Origin of the sequence: Pseudomonas sp. BF-R-26 (assembly GCF_019947395.1) — a bacterium.
Taxonomy (GTDB): Bacteria; Pseudomonadota; Gammaproteobacteria; order Pseudomonadales; family Pseudomonadaceae; genus Aquipseudomonas; species Aquipseudomonas farris.
This window is the reverse complement of record NZ_JAGYGK010000006.1, coordinates 123555-140397: the sequence shown is the minus strand read 5'-3', so window position 1 is coordinate 140397 and position 16843 is coordinate 123555. Positions and strand designations below refer to the sequence as shown.

18 protein-coding genes are annotated in these 16843 nt (G+C 60.1%); 3 read left to right on the top strand and 15 right to left on the bottom strand.

Annotated elements, in window-relative coordinates:
• Positions 1-3: 3 nt before the first annotated feature.
• From KGB18_RS10310 to KGB18_RS10300, 3 genes are all read right to left on the bottom strand, one after another.
• Positions 4-1386 (bottom strand): integrating conjugative element protein, encoded by a 1383-nt coding sequence (locus tag KGB18_RS10310; RefSeq protein WP_223569827.1) that lies wholly within the window; start codon positions 1384-1386, stop codon positions 4-6.
• Positions 1383-2339, bottom strand: a complete 957-nt coding sequence (locus KGB18_RS10305; protein WP_223569826.1) for a TIGR03756 family integrating conjugative element protein — start codon at positions 2337-2339, stop codon at positions 1383-1385. Before KGB18_RS10305 ends, KGB18_RS10310 begins: the two co-directional genes overlap by 4 nt.
• Positions 2340-2456: 117 nt before the next feature.
• Positions 2457-2711 carry a helix-turn-helix domain-containing protein gene (locus KGB18_RS10300; RefSeq protein WP_223569825.1) on the bottom strand — a complete coding sequence of 85 codons (255 nt, stop codon included), beginning with the start codon at positions 2709-2711 and terminating at the stop codon, positions 2457-2459.
• Positions 2712-2880: 169 nt separating this feature from the next.
• Between KGB18_RS10300 and KGB18_RS10295 the strand changes: the two genes are divergently transcribed.
• The gene (locus KGB18_RS10295; protein WP_032866288.1) at positions 2881-3135 is read left to right on the top strand and encodes a LasR-specific antiactivator QslA; all 255 of its coding nucleotides are present in this window, start codon (positions 2881-2883) and stop codon (positions 3133-3135) included.
• Positions 3136-3178: 43 nt separating this feature from the next.
• On the opposite strand, the gene KGB18_RS10290 is transcribed toward KGB18_RS10295, so the two are convergent.
• The 12 genes from KGB18_RS10290 to KGB18_RS10235 form a co-directional block, all read right to left on the bottom strand.
• Positions 3179-5932 carry a conjugative transfer ATPase gene (locus KGB18_RS10290; RefSeq protein ID WP_223569824.1) on the bottom strand — a complete coding sequence of 918 codons (2754 nt, stop codon included), beginning with the start codon at positions 5930-5932 and terminating at the stop codon, positions 3179-3181.
• Positions 5932-6348 (bottom strand): TIGR03751 family conjugal transfer lipoprotein, encoded by a 417-nt coding sequence (locus KGB18_RS10285; protein WP_223569823.1) that lies wholly within the window; start codon positions 6346-6348, stop codon positions 5932-5934. Before KGB18_RS10285 ends, KGB18_RS10290 begins: the two co-directional genes overlap by 1 nt.
• Positions 6311-7828 (bottom strand): TIGR03752 family integrating conjugative element protein, encoded by a 1518-nt coding sequence (locus KGB18_RS10280; RefSeq protein ID WP_223569822.1) that lies wholly within the window; start codon positions 7826-7828, stop codon positions 6311-6313. The genes KGB18_RS10285 and KGB18_RS10280 overlap by 38 nt, the downstream gene beginning before the upstream one ends.
• Complete coding sequence (locus KGB18_RS10275; protein ID WP_223569821.1) at positions 7818-8633, bottom strand: TIGR03749 family integrating conjugative element protein; 816 nt, start codon at positions 8631-8633, stop codon at positions 7818-7820. Before KGB18_RS10275 ends, KGB18_RS10280 begins: the two co-directional genes overlap by 11 nt.
• Positions 8630-9271: a PFL_4703 family integrating conjugative element protein gene (locus KGB18_RS10270; RefSeq protein WP_223569820.1), complete on the bottom strand. Its 642-nt coding sequence runs from the start codon at positions 9269-9271 to the stop codon at positions 8630-8632. The genes KGB18_RS10275 and KGB18_RS10270 overlap by 4 nt, the downstream gene beginning before the upstream one ends.
• Positions 9268-9681, bottom strand: a complete 414-nt coding sequence (locus KGB18_RS10265; RefSeq protein ID WP_223569819.1) for a TIGR03750 family conjugal transfer protein — start codon at positions 9679-9681, stop codon at positions 9268-9270. The genes KGB18_RS10270 and KGB18_RS10265 overlap by 4 nt, the downstream gene beginning before the upstream one ends.
• Before the next feature lie 7 nt (positions 9682-9688).
• A complete protein-coding gene (locus KGB18_RS10260) occupies positions 9689-10060 on the bottom strand; it encodes a TIGR03745 family integrating conjugative element membrane protein (RefSeq protein WP_122419352.1) in 372 nt (123 codons plus the stop codon).
• Between the two features lie 17 nt (positions 10061-10077).
• The gene (locus KGB18_RS10255) at positions 10078-10317 is read right to left on the bottom strand and encodes a TIGR03758 family integrating conjugative element protein (protein WP_223569818.1); all 240 of its coding nucleotides are present in this window, start codon (positions 10315-10317) and stop codon (positions 10078-10080) included.
• On the bottom strand, positions 10314-10649 hold the full coding sequence (locus tag KGB18_RS10250; protein ID WP_193864049.1) for an RAQPRD family integrative conjugative element protein: 336 nt from the start codon (positions 10647-10649) through the stop codon (positions 10314-10316). The genes KGB18_RS10255 and KGB18_RS10250 overlap by 4 nt, the downstream gene beginning before the upstream one ends.
• A gap of 290 nt (positions 10650-10939) precedes the next feature.
• Positions 10940-12271 (bottom strand): OprD family porin, encoded by a 1332-nt coding sequence (locus KGB18_RS10245; protein ID WP_223569817.1) that lies wholly within the window; start codon positions 12269-12271, stop codon positions 10940-10942.
• Between the two features lie 62 nt (positions 12272-12333).
• Complete coding sequence (locus KGB18_RS10240) at positions 12334-13878, bottom strand: MFS transporter (RefSeq protein ID WP_223569816.1); 1545 nt, start codon at positions 13876-13878, stop codon at positions 12334-12336.
• A 9-nt stretch (positions 13879-13887) separates the two neighbouring features.
• A complete protein-coding gene (locus KGB18_RS10235; RefSeq protein ID WP_223569815.1) occupies positions 13888-15096 on the bottom strand; it encodes an aspartate transaminase in 1209 nt (402 codons plus the stop codon).
• Positions 15097-15383: 287 nt separating this feature from the next.
• Here KGB18_RS10235 and nac point away from each other — a divergent pair, with 287 nt between their 5' ends.
• Together nac and KGB18_RS10225 are read left to right on the top strand one after the other, a co-directional pair.
• On the top strand, positions 15384-16289 hold the full coding sequence (gene nac / locus KGB18_RS10230) for a nitrogen assimilation transcriptional regulator NAC (RefSeq protein WP_223569814.1): 906 nt from the start codon (positions 15384-15386) through the stop codon (positions 16287-16289).
• A gap of 114 nt (positions 16290-16403) precedes the next feature.
• Complete coding sequence (locus tag KGB18_RS10225) at positions 16404-16832, top strand: acetyl-CoA carboxylase biotin carboxyl carrier protein (RefSeq protein WP_223569813.1); 429 nt, start codon at positions 16404-16406, stop codon at positions 16830-16832.
• Positions 16833-16843: the final 11 nt, after the last annotated feature.

Genomic DNA, 16843 nt, shown 5'->3' with positions numbered 1-16843 from the left:
GGCTCATTTGCGCCTAGCGTCAGCATCATTGAGTCGGCCCGGCTCAGGGTCGCCTTGCTCGACGGTACGCGAAGCATCGGCACCACCCGCATGTCGATCGAGCACCAGGCTGGCGGTATTGGTGGCGAGCATCTGCTGGACCTGCAGCTCGGTTTGTAGCAGGCGTATTTCGCGCTCTAGGGCGTCGATGTTTTTCGTCAAGGCGCTCTGTGCCGACTCAGCTGAGGCGATATTGGGTTCGTGGCTGCCCGCCAGTAGCGTACGCAGTAGCAGGAGCGCCTTGTCGAGTACGCTGGACAAGGCCGTCTCGCTGGCCAGGCGCCGTGCCAACAGATCCTGGTCGGGATCGTCGCGCAGGGCTTCGACCACTCCACGGGTTACCGGCAGCATCGGGCTGGAGGCTTTCGCCAGATTGTCAGGGGTAGGCGGCAGTGAGCCCGACAGTAATCCTTGCAGGGCCTTGAGGCGTTCGCTGTAGGCCTCCTGGATCAGCGGCGTCAATCCGCTGCCAGCGGTCGCACGCAGGGTTTCGCAGCTGTCGCAGGTCGAGACTTCGCTCTCGCCCAGCACGCGGACGGCCCATTCGGATTCCTCCTGGGGCGAGGCCCAGGTCTGGCAAATAGCCCCACCGAGGCAATCGCTGCTATTGATCGAGGCACTGTCATCCACCGTCCGGTTATGCAGCAGGTTGTAGCCTGCTCGCACTACGTCGGAGGTCACACGGATGGGGGGCTGCCCGCTACCTCCAGCCTTCTGGCCGCCGACCCAGGACACCCCATTGTTGCCGTTACGCGCCTCGGTGTTTTTCACCGCAACCACCGCATCACCGCCAGTTTGCCCCAGATTGCCCTGCATCTCCTGGTTCTTGGCCAGCGCGCCCCAACCGGCTTGACCGACCTTGTCCGCCATCTTTTCGGCCATGGCCTGGCAGGTCAGCTTGGAGCGGTCGAAGTCGATACGCCCCTGCATCACCCCGTTACTCAGCAACTCATAGAGACCGGGGTTGGCGCGCTGGATGATCAACGCCGGCAGCGACATCACGGCTTGAGTCGCGTTCTGCACGATACTGCCCATGATCTGCTGGAAACCTTCGGTGACGCCGTTCAGCTGGTTTTGCAGGGTGTTGGTGAGACTCATGTTTCCGCACATCATGTTCGCTCGCCAGGAGCCGCCGACCCCGAGACCACTGGGTCGGTAGAGCGAGCTCGGTGAGCCGACTGCCGAGCCGCCACCGATGGTGTACATCACCCGGTCGTCGAGCACTTCGCCTTGAGTGCCCAGGCGGTAATCGCCTTCGGCGGCGTGGGCATGCGTGGCAATGGCGAGCAGTCCGTAGAACAACAGACTCATCACGCCCAACCATGGTCGTGCGAGAAGCCGACTCATGAAGCACCGCCTTCGAAGTCGATGCTGAACAGAAAGGTCTGCCCCTCACGTTTGCAGCAGCTATAGGGCCGCCACAGCGACCAGGCGTAGCCGCCATCCGCGCTCTGCACTGGATCGCTGGGGAAGAGGGCACACGTGGGCTGAATCTGGGGGGAGAGCAACTGCCATTTGTGGGTTGATGCGTCGTTTTCAACGATAGGACCAGGCGGCCAGTAACCGTCACGTGGGGTGGGGGTGAGCGGTACATACACATGTGGTTGCCCGTTACGGGTAATCACATCGCCGGCCCGTTGCGCCATGACTGCGGCCGCCTTGAAATCGTCGGGCTGTACCAGAAAACCCTGACGGGGATAGACGTTGCCCCACATGTTTCCTGAGGCCTGACGACCGACTTCATGGATCCCGGGCATGAGCGACTCGGGGTAAAGACTTTCGGGTATGCCATGGCGCCAGGCCAGTGAGTCCAGGGTGCTCAGGTAGTAGGGCATGAACGCAGTCGCACCGCTGGCGCAGGCGTAGCCGGATTGCGAGGCCAGTTGCGTGGCGGCCCAGCCACCGGGATGACCAATGCCATCGACGTTTTTGAAACGAGGCAGGTTGTCGCGCTGGGTGTTCGGGGTGATCAGGTTACCGCCACCTTCCGCACCGCTGATGGGAGAGGAGAGGGTGGCCATTTCAGTCCACGGGTTATTGCCGGTGGTGGCGTAGCTCGAGACCACCAGTTCAGGAATGAAATGACGAACCTTGGTCGAGGTTTTGACTGTGCAGCCGAAGGGCGTGCAGAGCAGCCAGAAACAAATGCCGACGACCCTGTAGGCGAGACAACTTGGCGAAAGTACGGAGGACGTGATGCTGCCGGTGTCCAGCGCCACGCTTGGCCCGCACGCCAGCAGGATGCTCAGCGCCAAAGGTCGTAGCTTCTGGGGCGCAATTGACGGACATACGACAGGCATGATCCAGGCTCTTTGGGCTAATGGCCTGGACACGTTCAATGATTGAACCTACACCGTCAGTGATAAAGCTGAAGCTGGCGTTGTCGGTTTACAAGGATTTTCAGGGCGACGAGGTGGCTATTCGATGCTCAGCGCACGGCGAAGGGAGTCTGGCTCGATAAGTAGCTGATCCGTCGTAACCTCGAGAATGTTGGCGAGCTTGCATAGGACCATCAGCGACGGATTGCCCGTGCATCGTTCGATTTGACTGACGTAGGTACGATCGACCTCGGCCGTGAGCGCCAATTGCTCTTGGGTAAGGTTCTTTATACGTCGCATCAAGCGGATGTTTTCCGCCAGTTGCAGACGCAGCTGTTCGTAGTCTTGAGTCATGCGCGCAAATTGCGCCTTGAGGGACTCTCAATCCACGGGATATAGTCTACATTGGTATTGATCTAGGCCATTTGATGCTGATGTCTGTTATCGAGCGTTCATTTGGTTTCGTTATGATTTCCATGCTGGGTCCAGCGTCTAACAATAAAATCAGACATCTAGGGTGTGTATGGACGAAAACTACATTTCAATTCCTGCGGCGGATGGTTGCCCAAGTCTTCTGACACCTTGGGGCAACGAATTTGCTCCGATGATCGAACGTGGCGTGCAATGCGCCCAGGCTTGGCTTGATACGCCCGGTGAGATTCCACTGTGGTGGGAGCTGGCGCAAACACGCAAGACCTTTCCGGTCGGTGACTGCCAAGATGCTTTTGAAGCCGGATTCTTGTTGAGGATTCAGCAGCGGCTTCGAGGCGCATCGTAATAACCTGTCACTCGCTTTAGAGCGCGATACCTGAATAGATTCCCTATGCGGGTTCTATTCCTCGCGCTCTATCGATCCGTTCGGCTACCCGGTAAGCCGCTTCCAACTCTGAGCAGCCATTCTCTTGCATCAGTGTCCAGCGCTCGGCTTTTTCCTCGGGCTCTGTCATGGCCAGGGCGAGATAAAGACTTGGCGGCACGGCTCGAAACAGCGTTTCGAGTTTTTTCGACAGCACGACCCCCTCGGTGTATTTACCCGGCTCCTTGCTGGCGGAAAGCAACAGCGCTTTCTGCGCCGGCGTGAGTTTCTTGAACCGTGCGATTTCTTCGATTTCCGCCGGTGGCATGTTCAAACAAATCCACCATTCGATCATGTTGAGCATGGTCTGCGCAGCAGCGGGAAAGTCGGCAAGGTTTTGCGTCGCCAGCCAGAACCAGGCGCCAAGCTTGCGCCACATCTTCGTCCCTTTGACCACGAAGGGCGCCAGCAGCGGGTTTTTGGTGATGATATGGCCCTCGTCGGTAACCATGATGATCGGTCGGCCCAGGTACTGGTCGCGCTCGGCAAGGTTATTTACGGTGTTCATCAGGCTGATGTAGCTGATGGACATCTGGGCTTCGTAGCCTTCACGAGCATAGGTGGCCAGGTCGACAATGGTCACATCGCTCTCGGGCCAAGGCGTGCCCTCACGATCGAACAGTTCACCCTCGAAGCCTTGGCAAAACAGGTCGATGGACTCACCCATTTCCTGGGCGCGCTCGCGACGCTTTTCCGTCAAGCACGGGTCGGCGGCGACGCGCAGCAAGGCGTCGCGCACATCGCGAGTCAGCACCTGACGACCCGCCGCGACACAGGTCTGCGCCGCATCCAGAATGCACTCGCGAATCAGGCTGCGATCGGCTCGACTCAGGCGGGCTTCTTCCTTGGACTCGCCGCCGGTGATCATCAGGCGAGCGGTGATTTCCAGTTCGCCGAGAATATCGCGTTGGTCTTCGCGACTGGTTACCACCTCATCGTCCAGCTCATCGATCGACAGACTCGCGACCTGATCCGGTTGCTCGACCAGGCGCCAAGCATCGGTAAAGGGCGCGAGACTGACCGAGGCGCCAGGTTTCAATTGGACCTTGTTGACCGACAGGCCCAGTGTCGCGAAGTAGTCGCCCTGCAAGCCGAATGAGTTGCCGGCCTCGACGATAAACAGGCGAGGGCGGTACACCGCCATGACCTGCATCAGCAGGGTGACCAGAGTGGCCGACTTGCCGGCGCCGGTGGGGCCGAACAACAGCAGATGACCATTCATGGCTCGGTCCAGGCGTGACAACGGATCAAAACTCAACGGCGAGCCACCACGATTGAACAGAGTGATGCCCGGGTAGCCGGTGCCGGTGCTGCGGCCCCACACCGGAACCAGATTCGCCAGGTGCTGGGCAAACATCAGGCGGGTGTACCAGTTGCGCGTGTCGCGGGCCGGGTTGTAAGCCATCGGTAACCAACGCAGGTAACTGTTGCAGGCGGCGACTTCATCACCTTCGCGTACCGGTTGTAGGCCCGCACCCAATAGTGCGTTAGCCAGGCTGACCGAGCGCTGGTGCAATTGCTGTTCGTCGTGACCGCGTACGTAGAACGCCAGGGTGCCTCGGTACAGCTTGTGCTGGCGGCCGATGATCGCGCGAGCCTCTTCGACATCCTGACGGGTCTGGGTCGAGGCTAGGTTTTCACCGATGGCTTTGCTGGCCAGGCGGTTCAACTGCTCCTCAAGTACATCCTGCGGTTTGACCACCAAGGTCAGACTCATCACCGTATCTTCGGGTAACTGGTCGAACAGAGCATTCACCGCGTCGCCCTTGCGGGTTTCTCCAGTGAGTTGACCAATCGATGGTGCCCGCCGCAGTTTGTCCACCACCATCACCCGGTGGGGTTGATCGTCGAAAAACCAGAGTCCGTGCTGCACATCCGAACGCGGTTCGTTGAAGAACAGCCGCTCGGCAAAGTCATGATCGAAGGGCAGATCCAGCGACTCACCGTCACCCGACTCCGGATAGGCCACGCGGCGGTAGAACTCCTCGGGCGCTCCATCGGTGAGCTTGGGCGCAGGATTGAACCAGGGCACTAACCAGGCATAAAGACCTCGGCCATCGATTCGTGTCGTTTGTACCCCGCATGCCTGCAACGAAGCAGCGATACGTTCGCAAGCTTGATGCAGGGATTGCACCGGGGTGAGTCCTGCCTCCTCAGCGTCAGACTCGAGCCAGCGATAGACCACCAGGCGCACCCGGCGGTTATTGCCACGCCAGGGCAGGCGTGTCACCACTTTATCCTCAAACAGACCACCGGGCTTTGCGATGGCCTTCAGATGATGGCGGCTTAGCTCCAAATATGCCTCGGTGAAGACCGTGCCTCGTGCTCTATCTTGGATATAGTCGGTGAACCGGGTCAGGTAGGGGGTGAAGTCGTTGTCGTCCTGGCAGAAAAACTGCGCCACCCAAGGCGCTTGATCCAGCTCGTCAAAGCTATCCTGCAGGGCATCTTCAAGGGCATCGCGGGCCGCCATCAACCAATCGGGTTCGCGCCCTTCAGTGCCGATGGGCAGCAACTCGAACACCGCGCCCACCGAGCGATTGTCATCGAGCAGAAAACACTGCTCGGCGTCGAGGTACTCGACCCACGGCAGGTGATCGGTGAAGCTAGGGTTGTGCGCATAGAGTGCGGCGTCATCGGCCAACGTGGCGCGAGGGCGTAATGGGTTGCGCCAGGCTTTCCACGCGGCAGTGCGGTTGCCCGAATCGCCAGTACGCACTACAAGTCTTCCTGACGTTCACCAGGTAATGCGTACTGCACACGTTGGTAGAACGGAAAGACCGTCGAGTAACCCGGGACCGGTACCTGCTCGGTGCCGCTCAGATGCGGATACACGTACAGCACCAGGTCGGGATTGGGCAGGCGAGGGAACAAATTGTGGATCTCGTTCGTCGCTGTGCGTGTGTACGGTTCTTGGAGAGCGGCGGAGAAATTCGCCTGGGCCAGCGGACGGCGTAACTGCTGCCGAGCATCCAGCAGTTGCTGCTGAGTGCCTTGCGAACCGGCACCGTTCCAGATGTCCAGCATGGTTTGCTCGCCATGGGGCAAAAGCGTGTCTTTGTCGGTGGAACACCCCGTCAGGACCCAGCAGAGCACGCTAATCCAGGTCAGGCAAAGAAGCATGGTCTTTTTCATGGCGAACGCTCCGGCCCTTGGGCTCGTAGTCGATGGTGATCTCATGGTCGAGGTGCAGTGCGACCTGTGCTGCCGGTGGCACGTACACGGCAGCAAAGGCTTCGCCATACAGTTTGTTGACCCACTCGCGGATGTCGCTGACCCCACCACTGAGAATTGAATTCAGTGCGCTATTGCCACTGCTGCTGGTGACCCCGAACGCACTGCCGCCCGAACTGATCACGCTGCTGTTGTTTTGCTCATTCCCGAGCAAGGCAGCGACACCCGCGCCGGCCGCAGTGATCAGGCTCTGGCTGCCGAGGTACTGCTGGGCGTTCGAGCGGCGCTCGCCGGCAATGCAAGGAATGCCATACGGATCGGACAGGTAACCGAGTCCACCGCGGATCTTGTCGGTGTTTGAGCTCTGGGTGGTGGAGGCATTGCGGCTGGCTACCGCTTTCGGTTGAGGCACCGTGCGGATGGTGCCATCGGTAAACACAAAGGTGATCGACTCGACCTGTCCGCGTACGCAAGACAGGGTCCAGTCACCGGAGGCTGTGCCGCTCATCACGGCCCCCGCGACGTCCGGCAGGTCGATGCCGTTGGCAGTCAGGTTCTCCGGACCGACCAGCACCTTGAAGGGATAGGGATCATTCACGGTGCCGTCCACCGGAACTCGGCCGATCAGTGCGGTCATGGCGACCGAGCCCATCAGCGTGGCGTTTTCAGGAATGGTGTAGATCGGTTTTGCTCCGTCGGTACGGTCAACGGATCGCGTCAGGTCACGCTCACCCTGGGTGACCGCCCGCACCTGTTTCTGGCTGCGATCAATAGCGTTGTCTTTCAGGCCTTCCTGCGAGTTGAAAGCGGTAGGCAGACTTAGCGTGGAGGAGGTCTTGGCTTTTTCTCGGGTGTCGGTGGGCAGAGTATCCGAGGGTTCAATCCACTGCATCGTGTCACCGGCAGGATGGCCTCCCTCGAACTGAGCGCCATCGCCTGGCTGAAGCCCCAGTCCGACCGGCAGATCCTGACCCTTGCCGGTCAGTCCGGACAACTGATCCTGCAACTTTGTCAGCAGCCCATGGGCCTGGCGACTGTCTTGTTCCGCTTTGAGTCGGGCCTCGTTGGCTTGGCGACGGCCTTCGTCAACCTGCTGGGTCACACTGCCGAGCGCCGTCTGAATACGCGAATCGACACTGTTTTCCCGCTCGCGCAGGCGGTTGTTTTCCGTCTGCAATGAGTCATTGTGTTTCTTCAAACCGAGCATGTCGCTGCGCATGGCCTTCACCTGGCCGACCAGGGTGGCGACCGTGTCGCGTGGGGTATCGCCCGCAATGCCGAGCGACTTGGCTTGCTCCGCGGATAACTGAATATTGTTCTGATCAACTGGGTGCTCTGGAGAGGGAGTGCTACTACCCGCGACCCAGCTTTTCAGGATGATCACCACCACGGCCAGCAGCGCAGCCGGTACCAGCCATTTGAGCAACGCATTAGTTTTCATCGCCAGCACCTCGCGCAACGGGCGGGGGTAACAGCACCGTGTGTTCGAGGCCGGCACCGCGGGTGACGAGGTAGGCAATCGTGGTGTCTTCAGCGCTGCCGACAGGCCCGAGAAAAGCATGCTGGAAGGCCGCGGCGAACAGCGTGACCTGAAGCCGACGTGGATCGAGTTGCACAGTCTCTGAACCACGATTGCGTAACTTAACCGCCGTCACCCAATAGTCACCGAGTCGCCAGGCGGCGATGGGTGTGCTGGACACGTTTTCGCTCGGTAGCAGGGTTGGCAGTTCGGTGCGCAGCTTGAGCGGGACGCGGCGTACACCGGGCAGGGACTCCACGGTGCGCAACGGCGCGTACAGGCTCTGTGCGGCGTAGCGCGTCAACGCGACCGGGATCGGCGTGCGTTCTGGAACAGGGGCGGTGCTCGATTCAGCCTCGGTAGCGTGCACCTGAGCATTCTTGAGAATACGCACGGGCTCCAACGGTTGATCGCCAGGCGTGGCCGCGATGTCCAGGAGGATGATCTCGCCCGTCGCGACCGATTGCAGTTGCAGGCGGGTCGGGGCAATGGCTTCCGACGCGCGCAAGTACAGCGTGCCGCCGGTTGATTGCACGCGTAGCTTGCCCGTCAAGGTGGAGGGCACGCCGACTCGAACATCCTCATCGACAAAGACCACCCGTTCCTGATTGATCACCAGCGGGACCGCGAGGGGGAGGCGTTCCCAGTGCATCAGCTCGACGGCCTGCGTTCCGGCTCCCCATAACATCAGTACGACGGTGAGTCCCAGAGTAGATATCCGCTTCATGGTTCACCTCCAGGCAGGGAGATTTTTTGCGGAGTGCCCTGGTAGCAGTCCAGCGCCAGCCCCCACTTGTTGCGCTCGGGATCCAGGTCAAAACGCACCACGCGCAATGGATAGCGCACCACCACCCGTTTCACCGGTTCAGCGGCGTAATACTCATCGGCGTTGAGGTCGAGCTTGACCAGCCAGCTGTCACGGTCGAGTTGCTTGACCCGGAGTTCAGGATCCTCGCTGTAGCCTCGACCCAGAATTTCGTAGACGCCACGCACCCGCTGACGCAGTTCGCCGGCGGCCTTGCGGTACTCGTAATCACCGTCAAGGAAGGCCTTGCAGGCGGGTGTCAGGTAGGACTGCAAGCCATAGATGGCGTGGCGATAATCCTGCTCGCCATCCGAGGGCCAGCGGTTGAGTTGACCAAAGATGTACAGGGCAAAGGCATAGACATTCTCTGAGGGGATATCCCACCATTTGCGCGTGCTACCCGAGCGCAGATCCGGGGGGACATGCACAGTCAGATCGGTCGGTGCCGAGCGCCAGCCATACCAGAGTCCGGCGCAGAGCAGGGTGAGGATCACTACCGCCAGACGCAGGCTGAAGATATGGGCCTGTTGGGCATCGACCTTGTTCCGAAAACGACTCATGGCTGCCACCGGGACAGGGCAGGACGCAGCCGACGTGAACGGCGGACCGTCCAGGCACCGGAGTGGAGGATCAGATTGCCGCGACCCAAGCGCCAACGGCTAGCCAGTACCCATTCGAGTTTGCGGTACAACCAGGTCTCGGGGCGAGCCCGTTTGGCCCGGCGCAGTAGCGTGCCACCGGCAAATAGCACAAGCGCCATGCCTGCGATCATGCCGGTCGGCGCTACGGCAATGGAGGCGGTGGCAATCGCCAGAGGAACGCCCAGCAGTAGGCCAATGACGGCGCCGGTGCCGAGTGCTACCCACATCTCATCATTGGTCAACCCGCGCAATACGGCGGGATCACGATTGAGTCGCTCAGGGAGAAAGACCAAGGTGCCGTCGGCCAGGCGTTCGATAGTGTCGTTCATGCCGACCTCACAGAATCGCGGCAGCCTTGGTCAGGAACCAGATGATGATCACCACCAACAGAGCACCGATACCGACCACCGCACCTAAGTCTTTCCAGGTCTTGCGTTGGTTCTGCACGTCGGCATAGACGGTCAGTGAGTGCCAGGCCACACCGAGAAACGCGAGCAGGGCGATCAGCAGACCAAGCAGAATGCCGCCGTCGTAGGCGTAGTTTTTGATCGTCTCGATCAACCCGGAGCCTTCACCGCGTGAAGGAGCTTCCATAGTCGGTAGTTCGGCAAAAGCCAGGCTTGGACCGAGTACCAGCAGCAGACCGATCAAGCGCTGGGTCGCACGATCACGCAGGTTGTTTTTCAGGGGGACAAGGCACTTGAGCATGACGGCGATCTCCTGGTTTAGGAAAGGGTGAAAAACATCAGGACCAACAATGTGAGCAGTACTCGCGCAGCGCTGCCGCCAAAAGCACCGAAGCGCACACTGCCTGTCGCCCATCCCCGGTAAGCCGTCCACATCACCCAGGCGCACCAGAGCAAAGCCAGGACGAGAACCAGGGACAGCCAGAGCGTCGAACTGCTCTGCGCCGAAAAGCCGGAGGCGTTTTGGAAGGCCGCGGTCTGGGCGTCGGTCATGCTCATGGCGAGGGCTCCGCGGACGGAGTGTCGAGGCTGTAATCGCCTAACAGTTCACTGGGATCGCGGGGTTGAGCGCGGGAGGGGGACAGGTAGCTCTGCACACCGTGACGGATACGTTGGATGTCTTGGAGCAATTGGGGGTAGTCGAAGCGATAGCGTTCGTTTGATTCAGGGGTACTGGCTAACTCGGCTCGCGTCGTAAGGCGTTCGATAGTGTCGAGTTGCTGTTGGACCAGGCTTAGCTGTACTTGCTCATCAGCCGATGCGGCATAGCTACTGCCATGGACGATAGCTAGCGAAAGTAGCAACGAGCAGCGAAAGGCGGAAGTCGGCATGATGCTGGCCCATAGTGATATGAAGTCAGAATCAAGTTAAAGGGTGGGGATAGCAGTAAGAAAAGCGAGACGTGAGGAATCGCTTTTCTTCGGTCAGTTCACTGTAGGAGTTGAAAATTGTTGTTATCTGGCATTGTGTTTTTGGGCAACCTCTATTCGTGCTCAGTTGAATTGAACCAGATAAATACGGGTTGACGATGATGCTCAGGTGTTCCTCAAATGAGAGTTTGTCGGAGCGATAAGCATAAAGAAGGAGCCGAAACCCGGCGTTTACGCCGGGTTTCATTGCCTTACAGAATGTTCAGCGGGTAGCTGACGATCACCCGATGCTCGTCGCTATCGCGTTGTGTCGACACCTCAGTGCGCAGTGACGCATGGCGCAGTGCAATGCTCAGGTCCTTCAGCGGCCCCTGCTGAATGACATAGCTCACCGTCAGGTTGCGTTCCCACTCGCTTTTGTCGCCTGTCGGGGTACGGATGTTCGAGCCGCTTTCGTACATGCCCAGAAAGCTCAAGCCCGGAACCCCGACCCGCGCAAAATCATAGCCATAGCGAACCTGCCAGGTGGTTTCCCCGGCGCGCTGGAACTTGCCGATCATTGACTCCGTCATGAAATAGGCGGTGGAACCGTCACCTTGGTTCAACCAGACCGCGTCGCTGTCGCCGCTGACTTGTTGCAGGCCGGCGGCGAAGGTGTGGCCGTTCACCAGGTAGGTGAATTGCGCGCTGTCCAGCCGACTGTCGACCTTGCCCTTGGTGACGCCGTTGCCGTAGTAACCGAAGGTGTAGAACGCCGGGTCATGGCCGTTGGCGCCATCGGAGCGGTTGTCGAAGTGACGCAGATCGGTACGCAGGGTGCCCGGGCCGATCTGCATATCGTATTTGAGCCCGAGGAAGTTCTGTTTGTAGAAGTCCTGCAGGTTGCCGTAGTAGTACTGCAAGGTCAGGTCTTTGGTCGCTTTGTAATCCACGCCGCCGTAGTAGAACTTGTTCACGAACTCGCCGGTCTGCGCGTTGTTCGCGCCGGGTATCGACATGCCCATCTGGTTGCTTGAACCACGACCTTTGACGTGCTCCAACTGGCCGAGGGTAAACGTGAAGTTCTCCAGGTCCTTGGACTGAATCTGCCCGCCATTGAAAGTCTGTTGCAACATGCGGTCGGTGGACATCACCACAGGCAACATCGGCACCAGCGTGCCGTATTTCAGTTCGGTGTTGGAGAACTTCGCCTTGGCCGTCAAGCCCAGGCTGCCGAACTCATCCACGGCACGGCCATCACTGTCGGTGGGGAAGATGTTGCCGTTGAAATTTTTGCTTTCGGGGTTGTAGTGCCGGCCTTTACCGGAGTCGAGGCGGACTCCGAACATGCCAATGGCATCCACGCCGAACCCGACTGTGCCCTGGGTGTAGCCGGACTGGAAGTTGGCGATGAAACCCTGGCCCCATTCCTGGGTATAGTTGGGATCGGCCGCGCCGCTGCGGTTGTCGGCATTACTGAAAAAGTTGCGGGCCAGCACGCTGAGCTTGCTGTCCTCCACCAGGCCTGCGGCGTAACCCTGTTGAGCGATGATCAAGCCGCAAATGCCGGCCATTACTTTAGGTGCGCGATTGAAAAGCTCCATCGGAGTCATCCCCATGAGTTATTGAGTGTTGTGAGAGGCAGTCAAAAGCGGCAGTCAGGTTTTTATTGTTTTTCAGGAGCAACGCTGGCCGGCAAGACGTTCAGTCTCACGGGCGGCAAGCGGTACAGGATGAACAGCGCCAACACGCCGAGCCCGGCGCACAGCAGCAGGCCGACGCCCACCGACTGCGCCAGGGCATCGCGGGCCAGGTTCAGCCATTGCGGGTGTTCGAGCAGGGCGGCATCGGGGCGCAAAAGGATTTGCGGATCGGCGTACAACGCCAACCCGTCAGCGTGTTCTTGGGCGATAAAAAGTCGTTGCAGGTTGGCGCTGTACAGCAGGTTGACCAACACACCCATTCCCGCCGTTCCCAGCAAACCACCGACCAGGCGCAGCGATTGGGTCAGCGCGGTGGCGATGCCGAGGAACTGGCGCTCGGCCAGGGTCTGGGTGAAGACCGTCAGGTTCAGCAGGATGAAACCCAGGCCAAGTCCCGCCAGCAGGATCAAGCCGAGCAGGGCATTAAACGAAGCACTGCGTCCGGCGATGGCCAGCCCGAGGCAGGCCAGCAGCAGCGCGACAAAACCACACAGCGGCAACAGGTTCGGATTAGGTAAGCGGGTCACGATGCGACTGTTAACGATGGCGCCCAGGGTGATGCTCAACGCCAGCGGCGTAATCAGCAGGCCGGCATCCTGCGGCGAGTAGCCGTAGCTGCCTTGCAGTAACAGCGGCAGATAGAACAACAACGAAAACATGATCGCCCCGGCCGCCATCGACAGCAGAAACAACAGGCGCATGCTCGGTAATCCGAGTAACGCCGCCGGCAGCAACGCGTGTTGGCAGCGTCGTTCCCAGTGCCATAGGGCGAGGGTTGCCGCGATGCAGCTCAGTCCCAGCGCCGCACTCAGCATCAGACTGGAATGCCCCAGCCATTCGACGAACAACTGCAGACTGCCCAATGCCAGGGCGATCAGCAGTGCGCCCGGCCAATCGAGGCTGATCTTTGTCAGTTGTTGAGGACGGTAATAAGGCAGGTAGCGCCAGGCAAAAAACAGCGCCAGGCAACCCAGCGGCAGATTGAGATAGAACACCGAGCGCCAGCCAAACGCCCCCGTCAGGTAGCCACCCAGCCCGGGGCCTATGGCGTTGACCACGCTGAACAGGGCGCTGAGCAGCATCTGCCAGCGCAGGCGTTGTTTGGTGTCGGGAAACAGTTCCGGAATGCAGGCGAATGCGGTGCCGATCAGCATGCCGCCACCGACACCCTGCAAGACGCGACCGATCACTAGTAACAGCATGTCACTGGCCAGTGCACAGGCCAGTGACGCCAGGGTGAAAATCAGGGTAGCGGCGATCACGAAGGGCTTACGCCCGTAGTAATCCCCCAGTCGGCCAAAGATCGGGATGGTGACGATAGACGCCAGCATGTAGCCCGTGGCGACCCACGCGTAAAGTTCAAAGCCCTTGAGTTCGGCGACGATGCTTGGCAAGGCATTGCCGATCACCGTCTGGTCGAGTGCCGAGAGCATCAACACCAGCGAGATGCCGAGCATCGCCAGCAAGGCCTGTTTGAAACTCAGGGGAGGGTGAGTCGCCACGGCCATCGTCGGTCCTCAGCTCAAAGCCGCAACGGCAGCAGCAATACGCGTGCAACCTTCGTCGAGGGTCTTGATGTCGGTGGCAATCGACATCCGGAAGAACGGCGCCAGGCCATATGCGGTGCCTGCCACCACGGCCACACCCTGGCTTTCCAGCAGGTACATGACCACGTCGTAGTCGCTGTCCAACTGCTTGCCCTGGGCCGTGGTTTTGCCGAGCAAACCTGAGCAGTTCACATAGAGGTAGAACGCACCGTCGGGCTTGCGGCAACTCAGGCCATCAATAGCGTTGAGCAGGTCCAGGCAACGATCACGGCGTTGCTGGTAGACCGCCACGCTTTCCTTGACGAACGTCTGGTCGCCATTGAGTGCTTCCACGGCTGCGGCCTGGCTGACCGAACAGGCATTGCTGGTCGATTGCGATTGCAGGGTCGCCATGGCAGCGATCAGGTCGACCGGGCCTGCGGCGTAGCCGATACGCCAGCCGGTCATGGCATAGGTCTTGGACACGCCGTTGACCACCAGGGTGCGCTCGGTCAATGCCGGTTCGATGGCGAGGATGTGCGGGTTGTCCAGGCCTTCGTAGCGGATGTGTTCGTAGATGTCGTCGGTCATCAACAACACCTGCGGATAATCCAACAGTACATCGGCCAGGGCGCGCAGTTCGGTGGCGCTGTAGCTGGCGCCAGTCGGGTTGCTCGGCGAATTGAGCAGCAGCCAGCGAGTGCGCTCGGTGATCGCGCCGCGCAGTTGCGCCGGGGTCAGCTTGAAGGCGTGTTCTTCCGGGCAGGCGAGGGTGACGGGTTCACCTTCGCAGGCCAGCACCATATCTGGGTACGACACCCAGTACGGCGCTGGAATCAGCACTTCATCGCCCGCGCCGAGGGTGGCGGCGAAGGCATTGAAGATCGCGCTCTTCGCACCGCTGGTGACCAGGATCTGATTCGCACCGTAGGTCAGGCCGTTTTCTCGGGCCAGTTTGGCGACGATGGCCTGGCGCAGCTCCGGGGTGCCGGCATTTTGCGTGTAACGGGTTTCGCCGCGCTCAATGGCTGCGCTGGCTGCTTGCCGAATGTGCACCGGGGTATCGAAGTCCGGCTCGCCGACGACCAGATTGATGATGGACTTGCCTTGCCGGCGCAGTTCGTTCGCACGATCGGAAGCGGCGCTGCTGGGCGATGGTTTGATACGTTGCACACGGGCGGCGATGCGGGAGGCGGTCACGTGTCGTTCCTCGTTGATGGCGTTGACGAGGCCCTACAGTACGAGTCGCTACCCGGGCAGCCATAAGACGAGATCGTTCTGGTCGGATAGGCATCGCTTATGGCTGGAACTGAACAGTGCTTGCACTAATACGGTGCGTACAGGCCTGTATGCCCTTGGCGGGTATCAACGCCGCCAGCAACGATCAAGCCATAGCAAAGGCTTATGGTTGAGACACAGAAGGGCTGGCCTGGCTCTTGCTAAAGCTTGTGGGCAGCCCCCCTTTGTTGAGCAAGAGCATCGCCACCGTGAACCTGCGTCGTTTGAAGTATTTCGTAAAACTCGTCGATATCGGCAGCATGACCCAGGCCGCCGATGTGCTGCATGTCGCCCAACCGGCACTCAGTCAGCAACTGGCCACGCTGGAAGCGGAGCTGCAGCAGCAATTGCTGATTCGGACCAAACGCGGCGTCACCCCGACCGAGGCGGGGAAGGTGCTGTACGGCCATGCGCAAATCATTCTGCGCCAGTGTGAGCAGGCTCAAAGTGACATCAATGCCACCGGGCAGGCTTTGTCCGGGCAGGTGTCGGTCGGCCTGGCGCCGGGCACCGCCGCATCGACGCTGTCCTTGCCGCTGTTGCGCCGGGTACGCGAGCGTCATCCGGGCATTCTGCTGTACCTCAATGAGAACTTCGGCACCACTTTGAGCGAGTTGATCATGAACGGCCGGATGGACATGGCCGTGCTCTATGGCGGGCGTGAAGTCCATGGCTTGAGCTTCGTCTCGCTGCTGCGCGAGCACCTCTATCTGGTGAGTGCCGACCCTGCTGTCAGCGCTCTCGACGAGATCCCTCTGGCTGACCTGGCGGACATGGACATGCTCCTGCCGCGTCCCTACAACGTCATGCGTCGACTGGTAGATGAAGCCTTCCTGCGCATTGGCTTGAGCGCAAGGGTGGTGGCTGAAATCGAGTCTTCGATCACCCTGACTGCCGCCGTCGCCGAGCATTTCGGTTCGACCATCCTGCCCGAATCCTCGGCGCGGGTGATGGTCGCCGCCACCTCGATGCACATGTGCCGCATTGTCGAGCCCGAGGTCGAGGCGCCACTGGCGCTATGTTTGTCCGGTCACCTGCCGCTGTCGGTGCCGGCGCAGGCGGTCAAGGCGATCCTGTTGGAACTGGTCGCCGAGATGCGCGGCAGCCTGATCTGAGAGGTCATAAGGACGGCTTATCACCCCAAAGCCAAAGCGTCTTGGTCGTCTTACTTCGGGCTCGCTACATTGACCCCATCCACTCAGACACGCTCGACAGGCAGGGGGCCACGCATGGATTCAGAACGCATCAAGGGGTTGATCGATTTGCTCGCCGAATCCGATCTGCTCGAACTGAGTCTGACCGAAGGCGACAGTACGATTCGTCTTTTCAAGCAGGCCGGAAAGGTTTTGACCGCAGAGCCGTTGACCGAGCAATCGCCGGTATCGACACCGCCGCCACCTACGGTCGATACCCCGACGGTGCAGGCCATCGAGGTCAAGGCCAGCCTGTACGGCGTGCTGCATCTGACGCCTGCTGCGGGGGAGGCACCCTTTGTCACGGTTGGCGAGCAGATCGAAGCCGGGCAAACCCTGGCGGTGATCGAGGCGATGAAAATGTTCCACCCGGTCAAGGCCAAAGCCGCCGGACGGATCGCTGCGATCCTCGCCCAGAGTGGCGCCGAAGTCGAAGCCGGTCAGTCGCTGTTTCGACTCGGCTGATTCCAAGCCCA